Source organism: Schaalia vaccimaxillae DSM 15804 (genome assembly GCF_000420425.1).
GTDB lineage: Bacteria > Actinomycetota > Actinomycetes > Actinomycetales > Actinomycetaceae > Pauljensenia > Pauljensenia vaccimaxillae.
On record NZ_ATUX01000007.1, the window covers coordinates 238,912 to 261,280 of the forward strand.

General features: G+C 57.2%; 22 protein-coding genes. 19 read left to right on the forward strand and 3 right to left on the reverse strand.

Annotated features, from left to right (window positions below; genetic code table 11):
- The 19 genes from G439_RS0106050 (at position 1) to G439_RS0106135 (ending at position 16,888) form a co-directional block, all read left to right on the forward strand.
- Positions 1-645 (forward strand): L-threonylcarbamoyladenylate synthase, encoded by a 645-nt coding sequence (locus G439_RS0106050; RefSeq protein WP_051125715.1) that lies wholly within the window; start codon positions 1-3, stop codon positions 643-645.
- A 19-nt stretch (positions 646-664) separates the two neighbouring features.
- On the forward strand, positions 665-1,849 hold the full coding sequence (locus G439_RS11355; protein WP_022868293.1) for a glycosyltransferase family 4 protein: 1,185 nt from the start codon (positions 665-667) through the stop codon (positions 1,847-1,849).
- A complete protein-coding gene (locus G439_RS0106060; RefSeq protein WP_022868294.1) occupies positions 1,846-2,265 on the forward strand; it encodes a hypothetical protein in 420 nt (139 codons plus the stop codon). Before G439_RS11355 ends, G439_RS0106060 begins: the two co-directional genes overlap by 4 nt.
- Positions 2,266-2,447: 182 nt before the next feature.
- Positions 2,448-3,290, forward strand: a complete 843-nt coding sequence (gene atpB / locus G439_RS0106065; protein WP_022868295.1) for a F0F1 ATP synthase subunit A — start codon at positions 2,448-2,450, stop codon at positions 3,288-3,290.
- Between the two features lie 53 nt (positions 3,291-3,343).
- Positions 3,344-3,553, forward strand: coding sequence for an ATP synthase F0 subunit C (atpE, locus tag G439_RS0106070; protein ID WP_022868296.1), 210 nt, complete (start codon positions 3,344-3,346; stop codon positions 3,551-3,553).
- A 10-nt stretch (positions 3,554-3,563) separates the two neighbouring features.
- Positions 3,564-4,130 (forward strand): F0F1 ATP synthase subunit B, encoded by a 567-nt coding sequence (locus G439_RS0106075; protein WP_022868297.1) that lies wholly within the window; start codon positions 3,564-3,566, stop codon positions 4,128-4,130.
- Positions 4,127-4,945 (forward strand): F0F1 ATP synthase subunit delta, encoded by an 819-nt coding sequence (locus G439_RS0106080; RefSeq protein ID WP_022868298.1) that lies wholly within the window; start codon positions 4,127-4,129, stop codon positions 4,943-4,945. The genes G439_RS0106075 and G439_RS0106080 overlap by 4 nt, the downstream gene beginning before the upstream one ends.
- Before the next feature lie 45 nt (positions 4,946-4,990).
- Positions 4,991-6,631: a F0F1 ATP synthase subunit alpha gene (gene atpA, locus G439_RS0106085; RefSeq protein ID WP_022868299.1), complete on the forward strand. Its 1,641-nt coding sequence runs from the start codon at positions 4,991-4,993 to the stop codon at positions 6,629-6,631.
- Between the two features lie 3 nt (positions 6,632-6,634).
- Positions 6,635-7,564, forward strand: a complete 930-nt coding sequence (locus tag G439_RS0106090) for a F0F1 ATP synthase subunit gamma (RefSeq protein WP_022868300.1) — start codon at positions 6,635-6,637, stop codon at positions 7,562-7,564.
- Between the two features lie 23 nt (positions 7,565-7,587).
- Entirely contained in the window at positions 7,588-9,036 is a 1,449-nt protein-coding gene (gene atpD, locus G439_RS0106095) for a F0F1 ATP synthase subunit beta (RefSeq protein WP_022868301.1), read from the forward strand.
- Positions 9,033-9,299 (forward strand): F0F1 ATP synthase subunit delta/epsilon, encoded by a 267-nt coding sequence (locus G439_RS0106100; protein ID WP_026459456.1) that lies wholly within the window; start codon positions 9,033-9,035, stop codon positions 9,297-9,299. The genes atpD and G439_RS0106100 overlap by 4 nt, the downstream gene beginning before the upstream one ends.
- 62 nt (positions 9,300-9,361) lie before the next feature.
- Entirely contained in the window at positions 9,362-9,769 is a 408-nt protein-coding gene (locus G439_RS0106105; RefSeq protein WP_022868303.1) for a DUF2550 family protein, read from the forward strand.
- A gap of 24 nt (positions 9,770-9,793) precedes the next feature.
- Entirely contained in the window at positions 9,794-10,492 is a 699-nt protein-coding gene (gene nucS / locus G439_RS0106110; protein ID WP_022868304.1) for an endonuclease NucS, read from the forward strand.
- 3 nt (positions 10,493-10,495) lie between these two features.
- On the forward strand, positions 10,496-11,719 hold the full coding sequence (locus tag G439_RS11360; RefSeq protein ID WP_022868305.1) for a winged helix DNA-binding domain-containing protein: 1,224 nt from the start codon (positions 10,496-10,498) through the stop codon (positions 11,717-11,719).
- 38 nt (positions 11,720-11,757) lie between these two features.
- Entirely contained in the window at positions 11,758-12,981 is a 1,224-nt protein-coding gene (locus G439_RS0106120; protein ID WP_026459457.1) for an N-acetylglucosamine-6-phosphate deacetylase, read from the forward strand.
- A 71-nt stretch (positions 12,982-13,052) separates the two neighbouring features.
- On the forward strand, positions 13,053-13,277 hold the full coding sequence (locus G439_RS12770) for a hypothetical protein (protein WP_424133827.1): 225 nt from the start codon (positions 13,053-13,055) through the stop codon (positions 13,275-13,277).
- A gap of 127 nt (positions 13,278-13,404) precedes the next feature.
- Positions 13,405-14,910, forward strand: a complete 1,506-nt coding sequence (locus G439_RS0106125; RefSeq protein ID WP_022868307.1) for a hypothetical protein — start codon at positions 13,405-13,407, stop codon at positions 14,908-14,910.
- Positions 14,910-15,923, forward strand: a complete 1,014-nt coding sequence (locus tag G439_RS0106130) for a hypothetical protein (RefSeq protein ID WP_022868308.1) — start codon at positions 14,910-14,912, stop codon at positions 15,921-15,923. The genes G439_RS0106125 and G439_RS0106130 overlap by 1 nt, the downstream gene beginning before the upstream one ends.
- A gap of 71 nt (positions 15,924-15,994) precedes the next feature.
- The gene (locus G439_RS0106135; RefSeq protein ID WP_026459459.1) at positions 15,995-16,888 is read left to right on the forward strand and encodes a tetratricopeptide repeat protein; all 894 of its coding nucleotides are present in this window, start codon (positions 15,995-15,997) and stop codon (positions 16,886-16,888) included.
- Positions 16,889-16,988: 100 nt separating this feature from the next.
- On the opposite strand, the gene glgB is transcribed toward G439_RS0106135, so the two are convergent.
- The 3 genes from glgB to G439_RS0106150 form a co-directional block, all read right to left on the reverse strand.
- The gene (gene glgB, locus G439_RS0106140; protein ID WP_022868310.1) at positions 16,989-19,175 is read right to left on the reverse strand and encodes a 1,4-alpha-glucan branching protein GlgB; all 2,187 of its coding nucleotides are present in this window, start codon (positions 19,173-19,175) and stop codon (positions 16,989-16,991) included.
- Between the two features lie 101 nt (positions 19,176-19,276).
- Positions 19,277-20,314, reverse strand: a complete 1,038-nt coding sequence (locus tag G439_RS0106145; protein WP_022868311.1) for a phosphotransferase — start codon at positions 20,312-20,314, stop codon at positions 19,277-19,279.
- A complete protein-coding gene (locus tag G439_RS0106150; protein WP_022868312.1) occupies positions 20,311-22,350 on the reverse strand; it encodes an alpha-1,4-glucan--maltose-1-phosphate maltosyltransferase in 2,040 nt (679 codons plus the stop codon). Before G439_RS0106150 ends, G439_RS0106145 begins: the two co-directional genes overlap by 4 nt.
- Positions 22,351-22,369: the final 19 nt, after the last annotated feature.

Here is a 22,369-nt window from a genome sequence, read left to right on the forward strand (position 1 = left end):
ATGCCTGTCATTGACGCCCGCTACGGCTGGCAACCTGCAGATCTAGACCGCGTGATCGAGGTTCTTAGAGCCGGAGAACTTGCTGTGATCCCCACTGACACCGTCTACGGGATTGCCGCTAACGCCGATGACCCGGATGCCGTGTCGAAGCTTCTCGCCGCCAAGGGACGCGGAAAACAGATGCCACCTCCCGTCCTCGTCAGTGGTGGCGACGCTATCGATGACTTGTGCGTCAACGTACCTGCAACGGCTCGCAGACTGGCCCAATCACACTGGCCCGGCGGACTCACACTTATTCTTCAGGCGCGTAGTGACCTGGGGTGGGATCTTGGGCAGACACATGGAACGCTGGCTCTTCGCATGCCCGATCATCGCTGCACTCTCGAGCTTCTCGATCAGACAGGCCCGCTAGCTGTGACTAGCGCAAATCTGACGGGCCAAGAACCAGCGACATCTCTTACTGAGGCGATCCAAGCTTTTGGACACAAGGTCGGGGCCTATGTGGATGCTGGTCCAACCCCTGGGACAACGCCATCAACAATCATCGACCTCGCCCACGGCCAACCCAGAGCCATCCGTCTCGGGACCTTATCCTTGGAGGAGCTATCGTCCAGCGCGGGTGAAGTCATCCTCCCCGCCGACTGAAAGAACTTGGCACCCCGGTATGAAGGTCTATCTGCTTCTGCTGCTGATCGCGATGGGAGTCACCCTTGTTTTGACTCCGATTGTGCGTTGGGCGTGCCTCAAATGGGGAATCGTCCCTGAATTGCGCAGCAGAGATTTGCAAAAGGCGCCTATCCCACGCTTGGGAGGAATCGCGATGACTGGAGGCCTGCTGGTCACCATGCTTGTCGCTTACAGGATCCCCTACATGGCTCCTCTTTTCGAGACATCTGTGCCGTGGGCTGTCATGGGCGGGGCGGCCGCGATGTGCGTTCTGGGAGTCGTCGACGACGTCTTCGAACTCGATTGGATCGCCAAACTTGCCGGTCAAATTCTTATTACTGGGGCCATGGCCTTCAACGGCGTTCAGTTAGTGTCTTTCCCAATTTTTGGCATCACCATCGGTTCTTCTCGCCTGTCTCTGATCGTCACTGTTTTCTTGGTCGTTGGGATTGTCAACGCCGTGAACTTCATCGATGGGCTCGACGGTTTAGCTGCCGGAATGGTTGGGATCGGTGCCGGTGCTTTCTTCATCTATTCCTACGTTTTGACCCGAATTATGGGAGCCGCGTCATACGCGACCACGGCCTCACTGATTGTTATCGCGTTGTGTGGCGTGTGCCTGGGATTCCTATGGTTCAACTTCCACCCATCCTCGATCATGATGGGTGGGGGAGCAGAAACCCTTGGACTCGTATTGGCAGCAGCAGGAATTATTGTCACGGGGCAAATGGATGCTTCATTGTTGGGCAACCAGCAGATCCTTGTCGGCCTCCTGCCTCTTATTCTGCCGTTGTCAGTTATTTTCATGCCCGTCCTCGACCTGATCGTCACCTCTATCCATCGGATGCGTCGCGGACACAGTCCATTTAAGGCAGATCGATCTCACTTCCACGATCGGCTGTTGATGCGTGGGCACACGCACCGAGGCGTTGTCGCAATTTTGTGGATGTGGACGGCTATTGTCTGCGTTCCAGCGGTGGGCTTACTGATCTTTGACTGGCAGCGTGTCGCAGCGTTTGCTTTGCCAGCAATTGTTGTGGCCGTCATTATCACCTTGACTGAGTTCCCCGACGCGCGACATCTGGCGCGCCCCGTTACAAAGGGACAAGGGGAAGCAGTGCAAGTCGAAGTTGCAGAGATTTCGGACGACACGCCCCAGGCCACCAAGGAGGTCACGCAGTGAGCCCATCCCCCCTCGAAAGTGCCGTACGATCCCTTGCCAAGATTCTGACGGTGGCAGCCCTTGTCGCTTTTGTTGGTGTCTTCGCGGCCACCGTTGCATTTGAACGCCCGCTGTGGGAAGGCCTAGTGGGACTTGCTTTAGCCCTTGCCGTTTTCGCAGCTCAGTGGTTGTTCTTGCATTTGGCTGCGCGTGATCGTGGCGGCAGCGTCGTGTGGGTCATGGTCTCTTATCTAGCAAAAATCGTCTTAGTTTTTGCTGGATTGTACGTGCCTCGTTTGATGGGGATGGACGTGCGTTTTCCGGCAGTGGTGGTTGTGATCGCGGTCCTCATAGCTGCAGCTAGTGAGGTGGTCGTCATGACACGCATGCGTCAGTTCAACGTCGACGCACCTCCTTCGCACGAGGCCGAACACTGAACCAATTTTGAGCCGATATGCACATTTCGTCGTTTGCCCCCTCGACGAGATGAGCGAATGACAAAACCCCTGCTACTATTTCGGAATTGCCGGGACTTTCTCGGTTTTCGACATTCCGATGGCACAGTGTTCAGGAGGACGTTCTGTCCACGCAATCCACGGCGTCGCAGGCGACGTCTACCATGCGCAAGCCCCTTTGGTATTGGGTCTTACTTATCGTCCTCGTCGCAGTCATCGCTGTTACGGCGGTGCCCGCATTCACGCAAGACCCGCACCAGCCAGGCCTGTCTGATTTCTTCCCGGAGACAATCTTCGGCGAAGGCACGATCTTCCAATTCACCCGACTCACCCTGGCTCGAGTGATTATGGCAGCGCTCTTGTGTCTGGTCATGGTGCTCGTTGCCCGCAAACCCAAGCTCATTCCCGGCAAGGGCCAACTGGCGGTTGAATTCATCGCTGACTACGTGCGCTCCAATGTCGCCCTTGACATGCTCGGACCCAAGCAGGGTCGCAAGTACGCAGGCTTCCTCGGCTTCGCTTTCTTCGGTGTCCTCGCCATGAACCTGGCAGGAATCATCCCCGGTATTAACATCGCAGCCTCGTCCGTGGTGGCTGTACCGATGGTCTTCGCGCTGATCTCCTACGTTGTCTTTATCGGCGGAGGTATTCGCGCCCAGGGAGTTGGCCACTTCTTCAAGTCCCAGCTTTTCCCGCCCGGACTTCCCTTGCCGATCTACCTGCTCATCACTCCGATTGAGTTTCTTTCAACTTTCATCGTCCGACCCGTCACTTTGACTCTACGTCTGCTGTGTAACATGATTTCGGGCCACCTTTTGCTGGGCATGACCTACTTTGGAACGGCTTTCTTGCTCCAACAGATGTCCTTGCTTTCAGCAGCGGGACTTTTGACGGGTGCAGCAATGTTTGTGATGACAGCCTTCGAGGTGTTCGTCGCTTTCCTGCAGGCCTACATTTTCACGATCTTGACCACCGTTTACATCAAGTTGTCCATCGAGAGTCACTGATCCTCGATGAAACCAAACGCCCGCGAGCGTTCGACCCAGAAGGAATAACCACTATGGCAACCGCAGCATTCGCCTACATCGGCTACGGCCTGGCCACCCTTGGCCCCGCCCTCGGTATTGGCATCCTCGTCGGCAAGACCCAGGAGTCGACTGCCCGTCAGCCCGAGGTCGCTGGCCGCCTCTTCACCAACATGATTATCGGCGCCGGCATGGTTGAGGCCCTGGGCCTCATCGGTTTCGTTCTGCCGCTGATCGTTAAGTAAGGCACCCCCGATGCACCAGATTTTCGTTGCGGCACAAGCGGAGGCCGGCGGACTAGCCGTCGTCGTCCCGCCGCTGTATGAGATCTTCTGGTCGGCGGTCGTCTTGCTCGTCGTCTTGCTGGTCGTCGGCAAGTTCGCCCTACCCCGTCTATACGGGACGATGGACGAGCGTCAAGCCAAGATCGCTGAAGGACTGGGAGCCGCTGAAAAGGCCAAGGAGGATCAGGCTGCTGCCGCTCGTGAGCGCGACGCCGTTATCCGCCAGGCCAACGCGGACGCTCACGAGATCCGCGAGAAGGCAACTGCCGAAGCTCAGGGAATCGTTGCCGCTGCTCGTAGTGAAGCGCAGGCTGAGGCCGCCAGGATCATGGACAACGCTCAGCGTCAGATCCTTGCTGAAAAGCAAGCTGCTGAGATTACGCTTCGTTCGGATGTCGGTCTACTTGCCACCGAACTTGCTGCCAAGATCGTTGGCGAACAGCTCACGGACACCGAGCTCACCAGCCGAGTTGTGGACCGCTTCCTCGATCAGCTTGAAGCTGACAACGCCAAGGTTGGCGAGGTTCCGTCGCTATGACTCAGATCAAAAGGATCGAATCCGTCGCCTATGCCCACGAGTTGGACTCAGCGCTGGCTACCCCCGGCGTAGACGCCATGAAAGTGGCCGAAGATTTCTTCGGACTGGCAGATATTGTGCGAGCCGATTCGCGGCTGCTGCGTGCGATGACCGATCCGGCTCGGTCTCATAGCGACAAAGAGAACCTTGTTCGTCAAGCCTTTGGTGGTCATGTTCAAGATTCCACCATGAAGGTGGTCACCGAGGTGACAACCGGGCACTGGTCGAACCCCGACGATGTCTTCGATACCTTCGAGGTCCTGGGCATCTTGTCGGTCCTGACTGATGCCCTTCGTCAAGGACAGTTAGAACAGGTTGAAGAAGAGCTATTTGCGGTCCGTCAAGTTCTGGCAGATGAACGACAGCTTCGAATCAAACTTTCTGACTCAGATCTGGCCGGTCCCCACGAACGCGGAGACCTCGCATCCTCGATCTTCGCTGATCGGGTATCCGTTTGGACGATGCGACTGGTACGGCGAGCTGTGGGACGCTCGAAGCACGGACGCCTTCTGATTAACCTTAGGCGTTTTGCGGAATGGTCTGCCACCATGCAAAACCGACTCTTGGTGACTGTTGAATCCGCTGTACCCCTGTCGCATAGTCAAATTGAGCGCCTGCATTCACTTCTGCAACGTCGCTTCGATAACGACATCTCATTGGCTTTCTCTATCAAACCCGACGTCATCGGAGGATTCCGCCTGCGGGCCGGAACCACTGCGATTGACGCTTCCTTGGCGACTCGTATTGACGATATGCGGCGCCAACTCGTCGGCTGAACCGACCACATACCACTGTACGAAACGCACACAGAAGGAATGCTCATGGCTGACCTTTCCATCAGTCCCGATCAGATCCGCGGAGCGCTGGATTCTTTCATGGACTCCTACCGCCCCTCGGAGGTGGCCACTGAAGAGGTGGGCCACGTGACTGAAACCGCCGATGGCATCGCCCACATTGAAGGCCTTCCCGGCACCATGGCTAATGAGCTCCTTCGCTTTGCGGACGGAACACTCGGCCTCGCGATGAACCTTGACCAGCGTGAGATTGGCGCGGTTATCCTCGGTGACTTCGGTGGCATTGAGGAAGGTCAGACGGTTCATCGCACCGGAGAGGTCCTCTCCGTTCCCGTCGGAGACGGATACTTGGGCCGTACGGTTGATCCTCTGGGGCGTCCGATTGACGGACTTGGCGATATCACCGATGTTGACGGACGTCGTGCCCTGGAATTGCAGGCCCCAGGCGTCATGATGCGTAAGTCCGTGCATGAGCCGCTCGAAACGGGTCTGAAAGCTATTGACTCGATGATTCCGGTGGGACGCGGCCAGCGCCAGCTCATTATTGGCGACCGCAAGACCGGCAAGACCGCCATTGCGCTGGATACGATTCTTAACCAGCGCGAGAACTGGAAGAGCGGCGATCCCAATAAGCAGGTGCGTTGCGTCTACGTTGCCATCGGCCAGAAGGGGTCAACCATCGCTTCGGTGCGTTCGACCCTTGAGGATGCCGGCGCAATGGAATACACGACCATTGTGGCCTCCCCGGCTTCCGATCCTGCCGGCTACAAGTACATGGCCCCCTACACTGGCTCGGCCATCGGTCAGCATTGGATGTACCAGGGTAAGCACGTCCTCATCGTTTTTGATGACTTGTCGAAGCAGGCCGAAGCCTACCGTGCAGTTTCCCTTCTCTTGCGTCGCCCGCCGGGCCGCGAGGCATACCCCGGTGACGTCTTCTACTTGCACTCGCGTCTTCTGGAGCGTTGCGCGAAGCTCTCAGATGAACTTGGCGGCGGTTCAATGACTGGCTTGCCGATCATTGAAACCAAGGCCAATGACGTGTCGGCGTACATTCCGACAAACGTCATCTCCATCACCGACGGTCAGATTTTCTTGCAGTCCGACCTATTCAACTCGAACCAGCGCCCCGCTGTGGACGTCGGCATTTCGGTGTCGCGTGTCGGTGGTGATGCGCAGATCAAGGCGATGAAGAAGGTTGCCGGTACGCTTAAGCTCACCCTGGCCCAGTACCGTTCAATGGCAGCTTTCGCGATGTTTGCCTCCGACCTGGATGCGGCGACTCGCCAGCAGCTCACGCGTGGTGAACGTCTGATGGAATTACTCAAGCAGCCTCAGGCGACGCCCTACCCGGTCGAGGAACAGGTTGCCTCGATTTGGACGGGCACCCACGGATTCCTTGATGACATCGAAGTCAATGATGTCCTGACATTCGAGTCGGCGCTCCTGGACCACCTACGTGCCAATTCGACCGTTCTCGCAACGATTGCTCAGACCGGTCAATTGTCGGAGGAAACCGAAGAGCAGTTGCGTTCTGACGTCAAGGCCTTCCACGATCAGTGGATCGTTGCCGGTCGCGGCGTAGAACCCCTGCGTGAGGACGAGGTCGCAGCCGAACACACTCGCGAAGAGATCACGCGTACCCGTCCCGCCGGTGGGAAGGCCTGATCGATGGGCGGACAGCAGAGGATCTATAAACAGCGGATCGCTTCGACGCAGACGCTGGCGAAGGTCTTCCGCGCAATGGAGATGATCGCTGCTTCGCGCATCGGCGCGGCCAGGCGTGCTGCCACAGAGTTAGGGCCCTACCAGAAGGCTCTGACTCAGGCCGTCGCAGCGGTAGCTATCCATACAGACCTGGACCATCCGCTCACTCGTGAGCGAGTGGATACTGAGCGCGTGGCCGTCCTCGTTGTGGCATCCGACCGCGGAATGGCTGGCGCATACGCGGCGACCATCCTGCGCGAATCGGAAAGACTGATCTCTCAACTTCAAGAACGCGGCAAGACTCCCGTCGTCTACACCTTCGGTCGTCGAGCTTCGGCATACTTCCGTTTCCGTTCGGTGCCGATTCAGCAATCCTGGGAAGGCGAGTCCGACTCGCCTACAGTCCAGACGGCTCGTGCTATTGCCTCCGAGCTGCTTGGTCGGTTCATGGACGGCGATCCCGTCACGGGTGTCGGGGAGGTCCACCTGGTCTACACGCGCTTTAAGACCGTGATGACTCAGGTCCCGGAGATTCGACAGATGCTTCCTTTGACGGTGGTTGATGCCCCGCAGGGGGACGAAGAACGCGGAGTGGAGCGGGGTTTCCAGGACGATCCTGATGCTGCTTTCCCCGAATACGAGTTCTACCCCTCACCGGAGGGAGTGCTCAACGAGCTATTGCCTCTGTATGTAGAGAGTCGTATCTACAACGTGCTATTGCAATCGGCGGCTTCGGAGCTGGCGTCGCGTCAGCGCGCCATGCATACGGCAACGGATAACGCTGAAGAACTCATTACCAAGTACACGCGCCTGGCGAATTCGGCCCGTCAGGCGGAGATCACCCAGGAGATCACCGAGATCGTGGGCGGGGCCGACGCTTTGGTTGCGGGCTGACACCGCGGATACGGAGAAGAAAAATGACTCAAGAGACTGCAGTCGCGGAAGGCCGCGTCGCCCGCGTCGTCGGTCCTGTCGTGGACGTCGAGTTCCCGCCGGATCGCATCCCGCCGCTCTACAACGCCTTGCACGTCGATATTGACCTGGCTGGCCAGGGCGAGGGCGAAGGCTCGTTCACCATGACACTGGAAGTCGCCCAGCACCTGGGTGACAACCTTGTTCGTACCATTGCCCTCAAACCGACTGATGGTTTGGTTCGCGGAGCCAAGGTCACAGACACCGGATCTCCCATCACGGTGCCCGTTGGCGACATCACTAAGGGACACGTGTTCAACGTGACCGGTGAACCCCTCAACCTTGCCCCCGGCGAGCAGCTGGAGATTACCGAGCGGTGGCCGATCCACCGTCAACCCCCGGCATTCGACCAGCTTGAGGCTCGCACCAAGATGTTCGAAACCGGCATCAAGGTGATCGACCTACTGACCCCGTATGTGCAGGGCGGCAAGATTGGTCTCTTCGGTGGTGCAGGCGTTGGCAAGACAGTCCTCATTCAGGAAATGATTCAGCGCGTGGCTCAAGATCATGGTGGTGTGTCCGTGTTCGCTGGCGTGGGTGAGCGTACTCGTGAAGGAAACGACCTCATCCATGAGATGGACGAGGCCGGAGTCTTCGACAAGACCGCTCTGGTCTTCGGCCAGATGGATGAGCCGCCGGGCACCCGCCTGCGAATCGCACTGACAGGTCTGACGATGGCGGAATACTTCCGCGATGTTCAGCACCAGGATGTGCTGCTCTTCATTGATAACATCTTCCGCTTTACCCAGGCAGGTTCCGAGGTGTCGACGCTTCTGGGCCGTATGCCTTCGGCAGTGGGCTACCAGCCGAACCTGGCTGATGAGATGGGCCAGCTCCAGGAGCGCATTACCTCCGCAGGTGGTCACTCGATTACGTCGCTGCAGGCCATCTATGTGCCCGCCGACGACTACACTGACCCGGCTCCTGCTACAACCTTCGCTCACCTGGACGCGACCACCGAGCTTTCACGTGAGATTGCTTCGAAGGGTATCTACCCCGCAGTGGACCCCCTGGCTTCGACCTCGAGGATTTTGGATCCGGCGATTGTGGGGCGTGAGCACTACGACACGGCCACCCACGTCAAGGCCATTTTGCAGAAGAACAAGGAACTTCAAGACATCATCGCCATTCTGGGTGTCGATGAGCTCTCTGAAGAAGACAAGGTCACTGTGTCCAGGGCTCGTCGTATCGAGCAGTTCCTCTCGCAGAACACCTACATGGCTGAAAAGTTCACCGGTGTTCCTGGATCGACGGTTCCTCTTGGGGAAACGATCGAGGCGTTCAAGCGCATTGCTGAAGGCCAATACGATCATGTTCCCGAGCAGGCGTTCTTCAACATTGGCGGCATTGAGGATCTTGAGCGTCGCTGGCACGAGCTATCCAAGGAATCGTGATGAGCGATCGGCTTTTACAGGTCGAGGTCGTCTCACATGAGGGGCGACTCTGGCATGGGAGAGGTTCACAGGTTCAGATTCCTGCGTCCGATGGTCAGCTCGGCATTTTGCCGGGTCGTCAACCCTTGCTGACAACATTGGGGGAAGGCAAGGTCATTGTGATCACGGCGTCTGGCCCGGTTTCTTTCGAGGTCGAGGGCGGGTTTGCCTCCATTGATTCCGATTTCGTGACCGTCGTCGCAGATCACGCTACAGTTCTCTAGTAAGGCGCCCCGCCCGGGACCCGGGCGGGGCTCAAACTTCACAGCGGCTGGAGGTCAAGGGCATGGGAGGCGTCCTGAGTTTCATGGTGTGGGCCCTCGTCGCCCTCGTCATTATCGGCGTGCTGGGCTGGGCGTATATTAATCTGCGAGCCCGTAAACTCACCGATCAGGTGGGTTCTTTCCGCTGCTGGTCACGTCCCGATACTCTCTCAGGCTGGACTTCTGGCATAGGCATGTACGGCCTAGACACCCTGAGTTGGTACCGACTCGTCGACCTTTCTTATAAGCCCGTTTACACGTTGCCGCGCAGAGGCTTGGAGATCTCAACGCCCATCCAACATTCCTCTGACGGAACGGTTGTTGAAATCCGTATCAAATACCAAGAACGTCGCTATGAGTTGGCTGTCGCTCGAGAAACCTACTCTGGTTTGGTGTCATGGATTGAGTCGGGTCCGCCGCACGTCGTCTAACACGATCCTGATAGGCTCCCATCCGTGCGAGTCATCATTGCCACCTGTACCGTCGATTATTCCGGCCGTCTTTCAGCTCACCTGGATCCTGCCAAACGCGTCATTATGATGAAGGCGGATGGCTCCGTTCTCATTCACTCTGACGGCGGCTCCTATAAACCTCTCAATTGGATGAACGCTCCGTGCACCGTCACAGTTGAAGAACCAGCGGAGAGCGAAGAGTTCGACGGCGTCACTCAAGTGTGGACTGTCCAAGCTGACAAGACCGATGATCGTTTGGTCATTCGTATTCACGAGGTCGCATCCGATGTGACCGAGGATCTGGGGGTGGATCCAGGGCTGGTCAAAGATGGTGTTGAAACCCATCTCCAAGAGCTGCTAGCTGAGCAGGTCCCTCAGGTCCTAGGCGACGGATGGGAACTTGTCCGGCGCGAATATCCAACCCCCGTGGGCCCCGTAGACCTTATGGTCCGTTCACCGCAAGGCCTGCCGGTAGCTATCGAAGTCAAACGTCGTGGTGGTATTGATGGCGTAGAGCAGCTCACGCGCTACCTGTCGCTTCTTGGTCGTGACCCGCTCCTCGAGGGCATTACAGGTATTTTTGCTGCTCAAGAAATCTCTAAACAGGCTCGCACCCTAGCCGAAGATCGCGGAATCGTCTGCCGCGTCCTCGACTACGATGCCATGCGAGGCTTTGACGATCCTGAGTCGCGACTCTTCTGAGATATGGCTACGCCCAACACCCTGCCTCGGGATATCTCGCTGCTCAGAATTGCCGCTCAGGGACTGATCCTGGCGACTCGTGCCGACAGCGCGCTCCAGGCCGTTGACAGCCTCTTAGCTATTCAAGGACAACAACCCAGCGCCATTGCCCACGCGATCCTGGCGAGGAGTCCGGGGCGCAAGTCTGATGTAGTGGCGGCTTTTAACAGATATGAATTGGTTAGATCGTGGCCAATGCGCGGCACCATTCATGTCACTTCTGCGGCCGATCACCACTGGTTACGCACATCGTTGCGGCATCGCTACTCATCGTGGATTGACGCAACTCGGCGAGCGGGGACAACCGACGACCTCGTTCAACGTGGCGCAGACATTGCCTTGGAACTGATCACCTCCCGTGGCCCCATCAGTCGCAGTGAGCTCGTCAATGCGTGGGATGCCAACGGTCTCTTCTCCTGCGCGCCGCAGTGGATTCAGGCGGGTGAACGTCCCAAAGGTGGTCAACGCGACCAGGGTGTGAACCCACGCCACCTCATCATGCGATTGCACCTCGACGGTGTTTTAGCGCAGGGGCCAGTGCGTGCAGGAGAGCACCTTTTCTTCGACGCTTCCATCCTGCCTCAACCCTCAAGGGGAGTAGACGATGGGGTAGGAGTGGCGAGGGGCCAGGAAGGGCACCGCAGTGCGCTTGCTGAAATTGCTAGACGCTACGCCTTGGGTCATGGGCCTATTGACGCTCGCGATCTGGCTCGCTGGACCGGATTGACGCTAACTGCGAGCCGAGATGCTCTCGAAAACGCCGCTGAGATGGGGCAGATTGACAACGAAGTCCCAGTGGTCAGGCTTTGCGTCCAGAAGCACGGTCGCCGCCGCCTCATTCCCTATAAGTCGGGCTCGTCATCTGACCGTATCCTCTACGCCCGTGCTGACTGGGAAGCCCTCCTCTCACATCGACGTAGCGCGTCTGCCCCTTTATTCCTCGGGGCTTTTGATGAACTCCATGTAGGTTACGCGGATCGGACATGTTTAACGGACGAAGCCGGAGAAGCGCTGATCTGTCCGGCCAAAAATGGAATGTTTCGTCCCCTTCTCATTGAAGGCGGACGTTTGGTGGCTGTGCGCCCACCTACTCAAGGGATCATCGCGGTACAGGCGTCCCCCTCGTCGCATTTAATAGCGTCGCTTGAGCGCAAGATCGATCAAATGGAGCAACGACTAGCGTCGTGACGGACTATAAGCGGATCGCCCAGTGGCACAATAAGCCTATGACTACACAACGAGTGCTCCTGCGCGGACGCCTTGTACTGAGCGACCGTATTATCCAAGACGGTGTCCTGGTCATCGAAGGCGAAGAAATCACGCGTGTGATCGATGCTGACGAACCGACGCAGCTGAGCCAAGACGACCGCAGTATTGTGGCCAGCGTGACCGGCAGCGATAAGACTTATCTGCCCGGTTTGGTTGATGTTCACTGTCACGGTGGTGGGGGAGAGTCCTTTCCTAACGCTGTGACCGAAGAACAAGCGATGACTGCAGTTCTAGAACACCGTCGCCACGGCACAACCTCATTGGTGGCCTCATGCGTGACCGCTTGTGCCGACGATCTGCGCGCGAGGGCCGCAACCTTGGCCGCACTGTCGCAGGCCGGCGAACTTGCGGGCATCCACTTTGAGGGTCCGTTTGTCTCCCATGAACGCTGCGGAGCCCAGGATCCGGCCCACATTATTGATCCTGACGCGGATCTGACGCGCGAATTGCTCGACATTTGTGGTGGGCACTGTCTGTCAATGACGGTTGCGCAAGAAAAACCTGGTGCCTACGGGCCCGATTCTGTTGCCGAAGCCCTGATTGATGGTGGAGCTATTCCTTCGTGGGGCCACACCGATTCTGGGGCTGTGCCAGCGCGTGAAGCAATCCAGTATTCCCTTGAGAGACATCGTGATTCCGGCTCTGTTCGTGCAACCGCATCCACGATCACTCATCTTTTTAACGGCATGCGTCCTCTTCACCATCGCGATACCGGACCTATTGGAGAGTTCCTGGCTGCGGCTGCCCGTAACCACACTATTGTTGAGGTGATTTGCGACGGCATCCATGTTGATCCAAGTTTGGTCCGCGACGTGTATGAGATCGCGGGCCGCGATCAAACGGTGTTCGTGACTGATGCAATGGCTGCCGCTGGCATGGCGGATGGGGATTATGTGTTGGGCCCCCAAGAAGTCACTGTGCTAGATGGGGTGGCCCGGCTGACTCAGGGCGGTGCTATTGCAGGTGGCACCGCGCATCTGCTGGATTGTGTGCGTGTGGCGGTCCAGCAAGCGCAGATCCCTTTGGTTGACGCTGTCTACATGGCTAGCGTGCAGGGGGCGAAGATCTTGGGAGATACGAGTATCGGTCGTCTGTGCGAGGGCGTGCGGGCCGATATTGTCGAGGTCGATGGGGACTTGCGGCCCGTACGAGTGTGGCGGCGAGGAAGGCCGGTCGACTGATGGCTCGTCGCTCGTCAAAGAGGCCGTGGTCAGCTAGCCATCGGCCCTTGGACTTGACGTCACTTCACTCGATGCCACATTCGGAAATCGGACCGGATGGTTTTGATTATCAGGTGCAACATCTCGCTAATTCGGCGAAGCCCTACGTTTGCCCGGGATGTTTGCGTCAGATTCCGCAGGGGAGCGCGCATGTGGTCGCATGGCCTGAAGAAGCCCCTTATGGCATGCCGCAGGGTGTTGAGGGCCGTCGGCACTGGCATTCAGATTGTTGGCGTCGGGGCTTGCGTCCGAATTGATGCTTCCTTTGTGTTTTCCCTGTGAATTGCATGTGATGCGTCACGGACTTGTGCTGGGAGATGCCGAGTACCTATCCGACACCGTATCGTTGAAAAATCTATGCATCCGAAAGAGGAGTGGACACTAGTGGAGCGCATCAAGCACTTCTACGCATCGGCGGTGGCCGCGGTGATTGCTTTGATTCTCGTCATTGTGGGAATTCTTGCTGTCACCGTCTTCAAGCCTGCGCAGGAACAGAGTTCGTCTGTCGTGCCCGCTACCGACATTGTGATGACTCGCGATGGCGTACTGCCACTTCTGGGAGACAAAGTACAGGTGAGTGCTTCTTCGGCTTCCGGGGCAGATGTTGTCGTTATCTTGGGAACCAGCTCCGATGTTGCTGGGTGGGTGGGTGCTGACGCACACACCGAGGTCATTGGGATTGAGTCAGACCGCGAGAAGCTTAAAGTCGAAGAACGCGAGGAGGTCACTGCTCAGTCAGGTGCCCGAGCCCAGTCCGGCGACATCTCCCAATCGGGCGATGCCTCCCAATCTGGCTCCGACAATCAATCTGGTGCGCAGTCCTCATCGCAGTCTGGCGAGCAGACTCAGTCAGGGGAGCAAGCCCAGTCTGGTTCAGCGTCGAAAACAGATCCTCAGGCCTTGGCTCTGCTTGAACAGATTGAAAAGTCCGATATGTGGTTGGACCAGGCGTCGGGACAAGGCACCGCCTCGTTATCGATCGCGCAGATCCCGACTGGCCGCTCGGTAATGGCCGTGTCGGCTGCTGGTAGTGACGATTTGACTCTCACGCTGACTTGGAAGGTCCATCGCGCAAATACTCTTGCCATTGTCTCTTTCCTCTTTGCTGCTATTTTCCTTTTGGCCGCAGGTGTTCTCTTCCTGCCGAAGTGGAAGAGCATGCGAGATCGCGAGAAGCGCGCACAGCGTGTGGCACAACGCCAGGGCGCAGACATTACGGATACAACATCGATCAATACGGCTGAAGTTGCGGCCATGGCTGAAAAGGAACGTCTCGACAAACTTGGCGAGACCAGCCCCGACGTTCTTGGTGTTGATGCCGTCTCATCGCACGATCACTTATCTGTCGTTGATGACGAGTCGAAAGACCAATCGGAAGACTTCGAACATTCCATTCAGTCCGATGCTCAGCTGCAGGTGGATTCAGGCTTTGACGAGGATGACGTGAATGTCCTTGGCGATGCTCAGCCCGACCATGAGGCCGAGCAAGATGTTGAGGGCGAGCAGGCAGACGAAAGTGATCCTGCCCCTGTGCTCCTTGTTGAGCAGGCCGAGCCAGTTGTGCGTGGCAGGCATGGGTCTACAGATGGTCCAATCGATGAGGATCCACCCGAGAAGGTTCCCACCGACACGGGGATCATCGATCTGTCTGCCATTCGTCCAGGTGCAGTTCTGCCGAGCCGGCGTGCCCTGCGTGAAGCTCGCGAAAAGGGTGAGCACAAGATCGTCATTGACGGCCATGAGTTTGATACCGGCATTATTCCTGTCGTCAAGGCGGACGAAGATGTCGAGCCAGCCAACCAAGAGCATGCGTCCGATGAAAAATCCTCAGGAAGCGGATGGAAGTCTTTAATGACTAACTGGAAGAACCGCACACAGAAGGAGGACTGATGATTCACAGGCGCCTCATCGCAATCGCAGCAGTGTCTATTCTTGCCTGTGCGGGCTGTAACGCAGGGGATCTTGTGGTCCCACCGTCCCAAATGACACCTCAATCGGGCAGCTCCGAAGCCAATCTTGATAATGAACGCATCAGCGCAGTTTTATCTGAAACAGAACAGGTTTTGGTCGAAGCTGATGAACAAAAGGATGCGTCGATTTTGGCTGGGCGCGTCGATGAGGCAGCGCTTCGCGTCAGAACAGCCCAATACGCGTACTCAAATGCCTCCGGTGATAGCGTTGAGCCCCTCGATCTGACTCCACAGACTGTGGCCATCACCAATTCATCATCCTGGCCACGTGCGATCTTTAATATCAGCGAGAGTGGATCCTCCCAGCTTCCCGTCGTTCAAATCCTCGTCCAAGACGACGCACGCTCCGAATACCGTCTGACGAATTGGGCAAGGTTACTTGGATCTACGCAGCTCACCTTGGCCCCAGCAGAATCAGGATCATCGTATGTGGGCGGCAATGCCAGCGGCTTTGTCATGACTCCTGATGAGGCAGTTGTTCGCTACATCGAGATGCTGAACTCTGGTTCCCCCGATTCGCAGACTTTCACCAGCGACGAGTTCACCACCAACTACTTCGAGACCACCTCCAAACTCAATAAGAGCGTTGAAGCTGCGGGCAAGGTCAGCGCCGCCGCCCAAGAAACCGAATACCCTGTCTCGGGTATCCTCACTAAGGATGGGTCCGCCCTCGTCGCTGCGAATCTGACCTACACGCTGACCTACGAACGAACCGTGGCAGGGTCTACTATGCGTCTTGGCGGCCAAACCGCAGTTCTGAACTCAGGTGATGATGACACTGTTGCCGGCAAAGCAACTGCAACCTATGTCGCAACGATCCTCATGAGGATTCCTTCAGCTCAAGCTGGTGGCCAGATTCAAATCGTTGGAGCTGACAGATTCATCGAATCAGTATCCCTTGACGGCTCATCCAACCCCGACCAGCAGGGGTGAGGCTGCACGGGCCGGATGCCGACCTCGAACGGATCCATAATTGAGCTTCCAGTGGAAGGTGGATGACTTTAATGAATACGAACACGCCTGAAACAATGCCTGCCGACTCCCACGGAGCCGTCGATCTATCCGGGCGGGCAGAGCCACCTGTCGATGGTGATACTGCGACGCAGACGGATCACGGTGGAGTTGGCTTAGAGGTTCCTCTGATTGCTTCGGCGACGGATGAAACTTTCCAAGACGTTATGGCAGCGTCACAAACGGTTCCTGTCATCGTCGCACTGTGGTCGGGCAGGTCCTTAGAGTCCAAGCCCGCTCTGGCGGCGTTTGAAGAATCCGCCCGAGAGGCTGCGGGAGCATTCCAGCTTGTCGAAATCGATATTGATCAGGCTCCCCAGATTGCTCAGGCTTTCCAAGTGCAGGCTGTTCCGGCCTTCGTCGCTTTAATTGGTGGACGACCGGTGCCTCTCTTCCAAGGTGCTGCCTCAAAGGAACAGATCCGGCCGGTGATCGATCAGCTGCTCGAGGCTGCCGCACAGATGGGTGTCACGGGACGCGTTGCCGTGACTCAAGAGCAAACAGCCCCACCGACTCCTGCCGAGCACGAGGCTCCGTTGGCAGCTGAAGAAGCAGGGGATTTGGATCTGGCCATCTCGGGTTGGGAACGAGTCATTGAGCTCAATCCTCGTGACGATGCCGCTAAGTCTCATTTAGCTCGCGTTCGGCTGCTTGCCCGATCGGCCAGCGCAGATGGTGACGACCCTGCAGATCGCGCGGACGCGCTTTTCGCCTCCGGTGATGCTCAAGGAGCCTTTGATCTACTTCTGGGGATCTTGGAATCCGAAACGGATGAGGACAGGCGTAACAGCGCGCGTTTGCGCCTACTTGACCTCTTCCGCGTGGCTGGATCCACTCCTGAAGTCAAAGCTGCCCGTATGCGTTTGGCAACCATGCTTTTGGTGTGAAACCAGGAAATGAGGCTGGGGATCTGGCCAGGTCGCATCTCTCAGCGTATTGAAACAGAGGTGGCCTTGACCCAACGGGTCAAGGCCACCGATCTTTTAGTCAGCGCTTGGGCTTGAGCCATAGAGCGCCCAGTGGCGGCACCCTAAGCTCCACGGAAGTAGGCCTGCCATTCCACGGCATGTTTTCCGCAATGACCGAACCCAGGTTAATCACTCCCGAACCACCGAATTCTTCATCGTCGGTGTTGAGGATCTCTTCCCATTCTCCTCCAAAGGGCAAACCGACACGGTAGCCCTCATGAGGATTGCCAGCGAAGTTAGCAACGCAAACGAGGACCTCTTGATCGCCGTGGCCGTTCGTACCTTTACGAAGATAGGAGATCAGGTTGTGATCGCCGTCAGAGGCATCAATCCACTCAAAGCCCGTGTAGTCGTCATCCCACATGGCGGGGCTCGACGTGTAAATCTCATTGAGGCGGCGCACCAGGCGTTGCACTCCCGCATGACCGGAGTTGTCGGTGAGCCACCAGTCCAATGAGTAGGCTTCGTTCCACTCTTGGCCTTGAGCAATCTCTTGGCCCATGAAAACTAGCTGCTTACCCGGATGAGACCACTGATAGGCGTAGAGGCAACGTAAGCCGGCAAGTTTTTGCCAATCGTCGCCAGGCATCTTTGCAATTAAGGAACCCTTACCGTGGACGACCTCGTCGTGGGATAGCGGCAGCAGATAATTCTCTGAGAACGCATAGACGAGGGAGAAAGTTAATTCTCCATGGTGCCAGCGGCGATTAACCGGATCTTCTGCCAGATAGCGCAGGGTGTCATTCATCCACCCCATGTTCCACTTCATTCCAAAGCCCAGACCGCCCCCTGACGTTGGGGCCGTGACGCCTGGCCATGCGGTTGATTCTTCGGCAATCATGACGATGCCGGGATGGTTACGATACGCAGTTGCATTGGCTTCTTGGATGAACTCGATGGCTTCGAGGTTTTCACGCCCACCGTATTGATTGGGACGCCATTGGCCGTCCTTGCGCGAGTAATCGAGGTAGAGCATGGATGCAACGGCGTCGACACGCAGACCGTCAATGTGGAAGTCTTCGAGCCAGTACAGGGCGTTGGCAACGAGGAAGTTACGGACTTCGCGCCTGCCGAAGTTAAATACATAGGTGCCCCAGTCAGGATGTTCCCCGCGCAGAGGATCCGGATCCTCGTAGAGGGGAGTTCCATCGAAGCGGGCCAGCGCCCACTCGTCCTTGGGGAAGTGGGCGGGAACCCAGTCAAGAATGACCCCGATTCCCGCGTTATGCAGTTCGTCGACTAGGTAACGGAAATCATCGGGGGTTCCGTATCGGGCTGTGGGGGCGTAGTAGGAAGTCACCTGATAGCCCCACGAACCACCGAAGGGATGTTCGGCAACGGGCATGAACTCCACATGGGTAAAGCCCATTTCCTTGAGGTAGGGGACCAGCTCGTCGGCCAGGCCTCGGTACCCCAGTCCTTGCTTCCATGAACCAACGTGAAGTTCGTAAATGGACATCGGACCATTGTGGAGGCTCTTGAGGGCCCGATTATTCATCCACTCGTCGTCGGTCCACTCATGGAAGTAATCGGTGACAACGGAAGCAGTTGCTGGTGGAATCTCCGTGGCTCTGGCCATGGGGTCAGCTTTTTGGAACCAATTTCCGCCAGGGCCTTGAATCTCGAACTTGTAGCGTGCGCCCACTTTGACACCGGGCACGAAGAGTTCCCACACGCCCGAGGCTCCCAGGGACCTCATAGCGGTCGCGCTGCCATCCCAGTAGTTGAAGTCGCCAACGACACGCACTGCCTGTGCATTGGGAGCCCACACGGCAAAAGCAACGCCTTTAACGGTTCCCATCTCGCCCTCGTAATGCTTGACGTGAGCGCCTAAAACTTTCCAGAGATTCTCGTGGCGCCCCTCGGAGATGAGGTAAGTGTCCATTTCTCCCAGGGTCGGCAAGAATCTATATGGGTCATCAATCGTGGTGATCTGATCGCCGTAGGTCACCCGGACCCGATAATCAGGGATGTCTTCAAATGGCAGAACCGCATACCAGACGCCCCCTCGCTCATGGGTAGCCGGGTAGCTCGCATCGACGGTGACAATATCTACGGCGTCGGCCAGATGGTGAACGGTTCGGATCGTCACTGATCCGTCGCCGATGTGTGCGCCAAGCACATTGTGGGGCATGTAGTGGCAGCCCGCTGCGACGGCATCGAGGACGTCGGGGGCCACGGGAATGGGGCAGAGTTCGGGTTCCATAGCGCAATCCTTGCACGATTTTGTCTCAATTGTGAGCCGGGACTCATTGTGGATTCATTTGACTTGCTCAATGCTGCTGCTATTTGACTATATCTCCACCTCTAACGACTGAGTTTTTCTAGTGCTCGCAGGGGAATTTCTACCCAATCCGGTCGATAAGCCAGTTCATATTCGACCTCGTAAAGGGCCTTTTCGATCTCGAGGCAACGCAGAAGTTTTTCATCTTGCGAAGATAATTCCTTGCCACCATTCCACCCTTGAAGAAACGAGCGGCGAGCAAGGTAAGCCCACTCGGACTCAACGTCGCCAGTCGCGGCATAGTCGATAGATCGCAGCATCCCTGCAACATCACGTTCAACCAGGTCGCATTTGCCAGGTGAGGAGCTTGCGCTATGGGGCTCGCCCTCAAAATCAAGAATGAACCACCGCTGGCCTAATAGCGTCTGACCTAGATGGAAGTCAGCATGGATACGCTGTGTGGGCCAAGCGACAGCCATGTGATCTAAGTCGTTGAGATGCCTCTTCAGGCCAGCAACGATAGCCGGACTCAGCTGCGCAACATCCTGCGTCTGCTTGAGTTGTCTGTCGATTCGCTTCGCAAGCGATGACGCCGAGAGGGCTTGGCCTTCAGGAAACCTCTCGCCCAATATTTGATGGAGCTGCGCGGTGACAGCACCTAATTTGGCGAGCACATTGGTGCCGTCTTGGCCAGAGCGCGCCAGCGATGAAATTGTCGCAAAACCGTCGTTCGCCTCGTCGATCCACTGCGTCGCTAGGGTATCGAGGGCGCCTTTGGGCGTGCGGGTCCATCCCACGACCGAGGGCGAGTGCTCCCAACGCTGGCTCTGGAGCGTCTGCAAAACTTCTAACTCCGGATTGTCCATCGCCTCCCTGGCGTATCGCTTAATGATCCACTTGGGAGCCTCATCTATTGAAACGATAACCGATCGATTGCTCTGGTGCCCGTCGAAAAAGTCGGCAGACCAACCCGCTGGTAGATTGGCGTGTCCCTTGGGAACGTCACTGACCAGCCTGCGCAAAGGCTCAGCAAGGTGTCCTTGGTCTTGTGACCGTTGGGCCCACGCGCACACCCAGTCAGATGCGTCTTCGCGCTTGGAGCGCGACGCCAGGGATTTCAACGTCCCCAACGCGCCGTCACGGGTGGTTCGACCGAGAAGACGTGTGCGATGCGGGTCACGGGAGAGAGGGATACCCAATTCTTTGTGCCCCATGTGTACTCGATGCCGTCAAGTTCGTCGACAACCGTGATATGTCCACCGGAGGTCTCCAACCCAAGTTCCCCAAGGTCGAGTTCCACTGTTCCGTCGACTCCGTGGTGAGGATCCAGGGATAGGACACAGATGACGGTGTCGGGCACACCCGAGTCTGTAAAGCGTCCTGGAACCTGCTTGGAGAAGCACAGGAGGCTCGGATGGGAGGTGGGATGGATACGAATCTGATGGAGCTGGCGTAAAGCGGGATGCTTGGCGCGAGCAGCATTGAGCAAGGTCAATAGGCGTGAAATGCCGATGGCATCAGCCTCGTCCCAATTTCGAGGACGGTATTCGTACTTTTCGTTATCGTTTTGTTCTTCGAAGCCGGGTCTTTGGACGTTCTCGACAAATTCATAACCCGAGTAGATTCCCCAGTTTGACGAGCCCAGAGCTGCAAGAATTGCACGGATGGCAAAGATGGCTGTGCCGCCGGTGGTCATCTGTGGAGTGAGGATGTCATGCGTGGTGGGCCAGAAAGTTGGGCGCATGAGGTGGGCAGTCTCGTTGGCGACTTCGCTCAGGTACTCTTCGATTTCTTCTTTGTCGGTGCGCCAGGTGAAGTACGAGTACGACTGGTCGAAACCAACAGCGCCGAGAGTTCTCATCATTGCGGGGCGAGTAAACGCTTCTGCCAAGAAAAGAACATCGGGATGTTTTTGATGCATCTCGGTCAGGAACCGCTGCCAAAAATTGACAGGCTTGGTGTGCGGGTTATCAACGCGGAAGAGCGTTACGCCGTGTTCAATCCACAGTTCGACCACGTCGCGGATTGCCTCGTAGATTCCCTCGGGATCGTTGTCAAAGTTTAGGGGATAGATGTCCTGGTATTTTTTGGGTGGATTCTCGGCGTAGGCGATGGTTCCGTCAGCTCGGGCAGTGAACCATTCGGGGTGTTCGGCTACCCATGGGTGGTCAGGGGAGCACTGCAATGCGAGGTCGAGGGCGACTTCCATACCCAGATCGCGGGCCTTTTTCACAAAGTCATCAAAGTCGTTGAAGTCGCCGAGGTCAGGATGAATGGCATCGTGGCCGCCATCGGGTGAACCGATGCCATAGGGGGAGCCGGGGTCCTGGGGGCCCGCCTCCAAAGAGTTGTTCTTGCCTTTGCGGTGAGTGGTTCCAATGGGGTGAATGGGCGTCAGGTAGATGACGTCAAACCCCATAGAGGCAACTCGGGGAAGGTCTTGGGCAGCGTGGGCAAGGGTGCCCGATACCCAGGTGCCGTCTGATTTCTGGAAGGCTCCGGCTGAACGCGGGAAAATTTCATACCAGGACCCATAAACAGCCTTTTGTCGAGCAACGGCCAGGGGGTATGTCTTCGTTGATCCCAGCAGATCTCGCAGTGGGTGGTCACGGAAGTAGGCTCGCACGCGCGATGCTACGCCAGCCGACAAGCGTTGCTGGGCAGAACGCTCAGTGTCGCGCATCCGCTGGGCCGCTTTGAGGAGCATCTCTTGATCCTGGGAGGATGCGGGTTGCTGCGAGGGATTGGCCATTGCCCGGCCGGCTGCTGCCCGTTCGAGGAGGCGCGCGCCCTCTTCTAACATCAACTCAACATCGACGTGTGCGTCAATTTTGATTGTTGCGTCGTGGCGCCACGTTGCGTACGGATCAGACCAGGTGTCGACCCGGAATGACCAAGCCCCCGGCCTATCAGCCACGACCCACGCTTCGTAGCGGTTGTTCCCCGGTGCGATGTCGACCATTGGAGTACGTGAAAACTCTTGACCTAAGGGATCGAGGAGCACGGCTTCTGCAGCGAAGGCGTCATGCCCCTCACGGAAGACGGTCGCTCGGATGGGGAAGGGCTCGTGTTCGCCAGCTTTTGCGGCCAGGCTCCCTCCCTCGACAACTGGGAAAACTTCGAGGGCGGGTATACGGGGGAGCAGGTTCTCAGTCACGAGGCCAGCCTAATGGTTC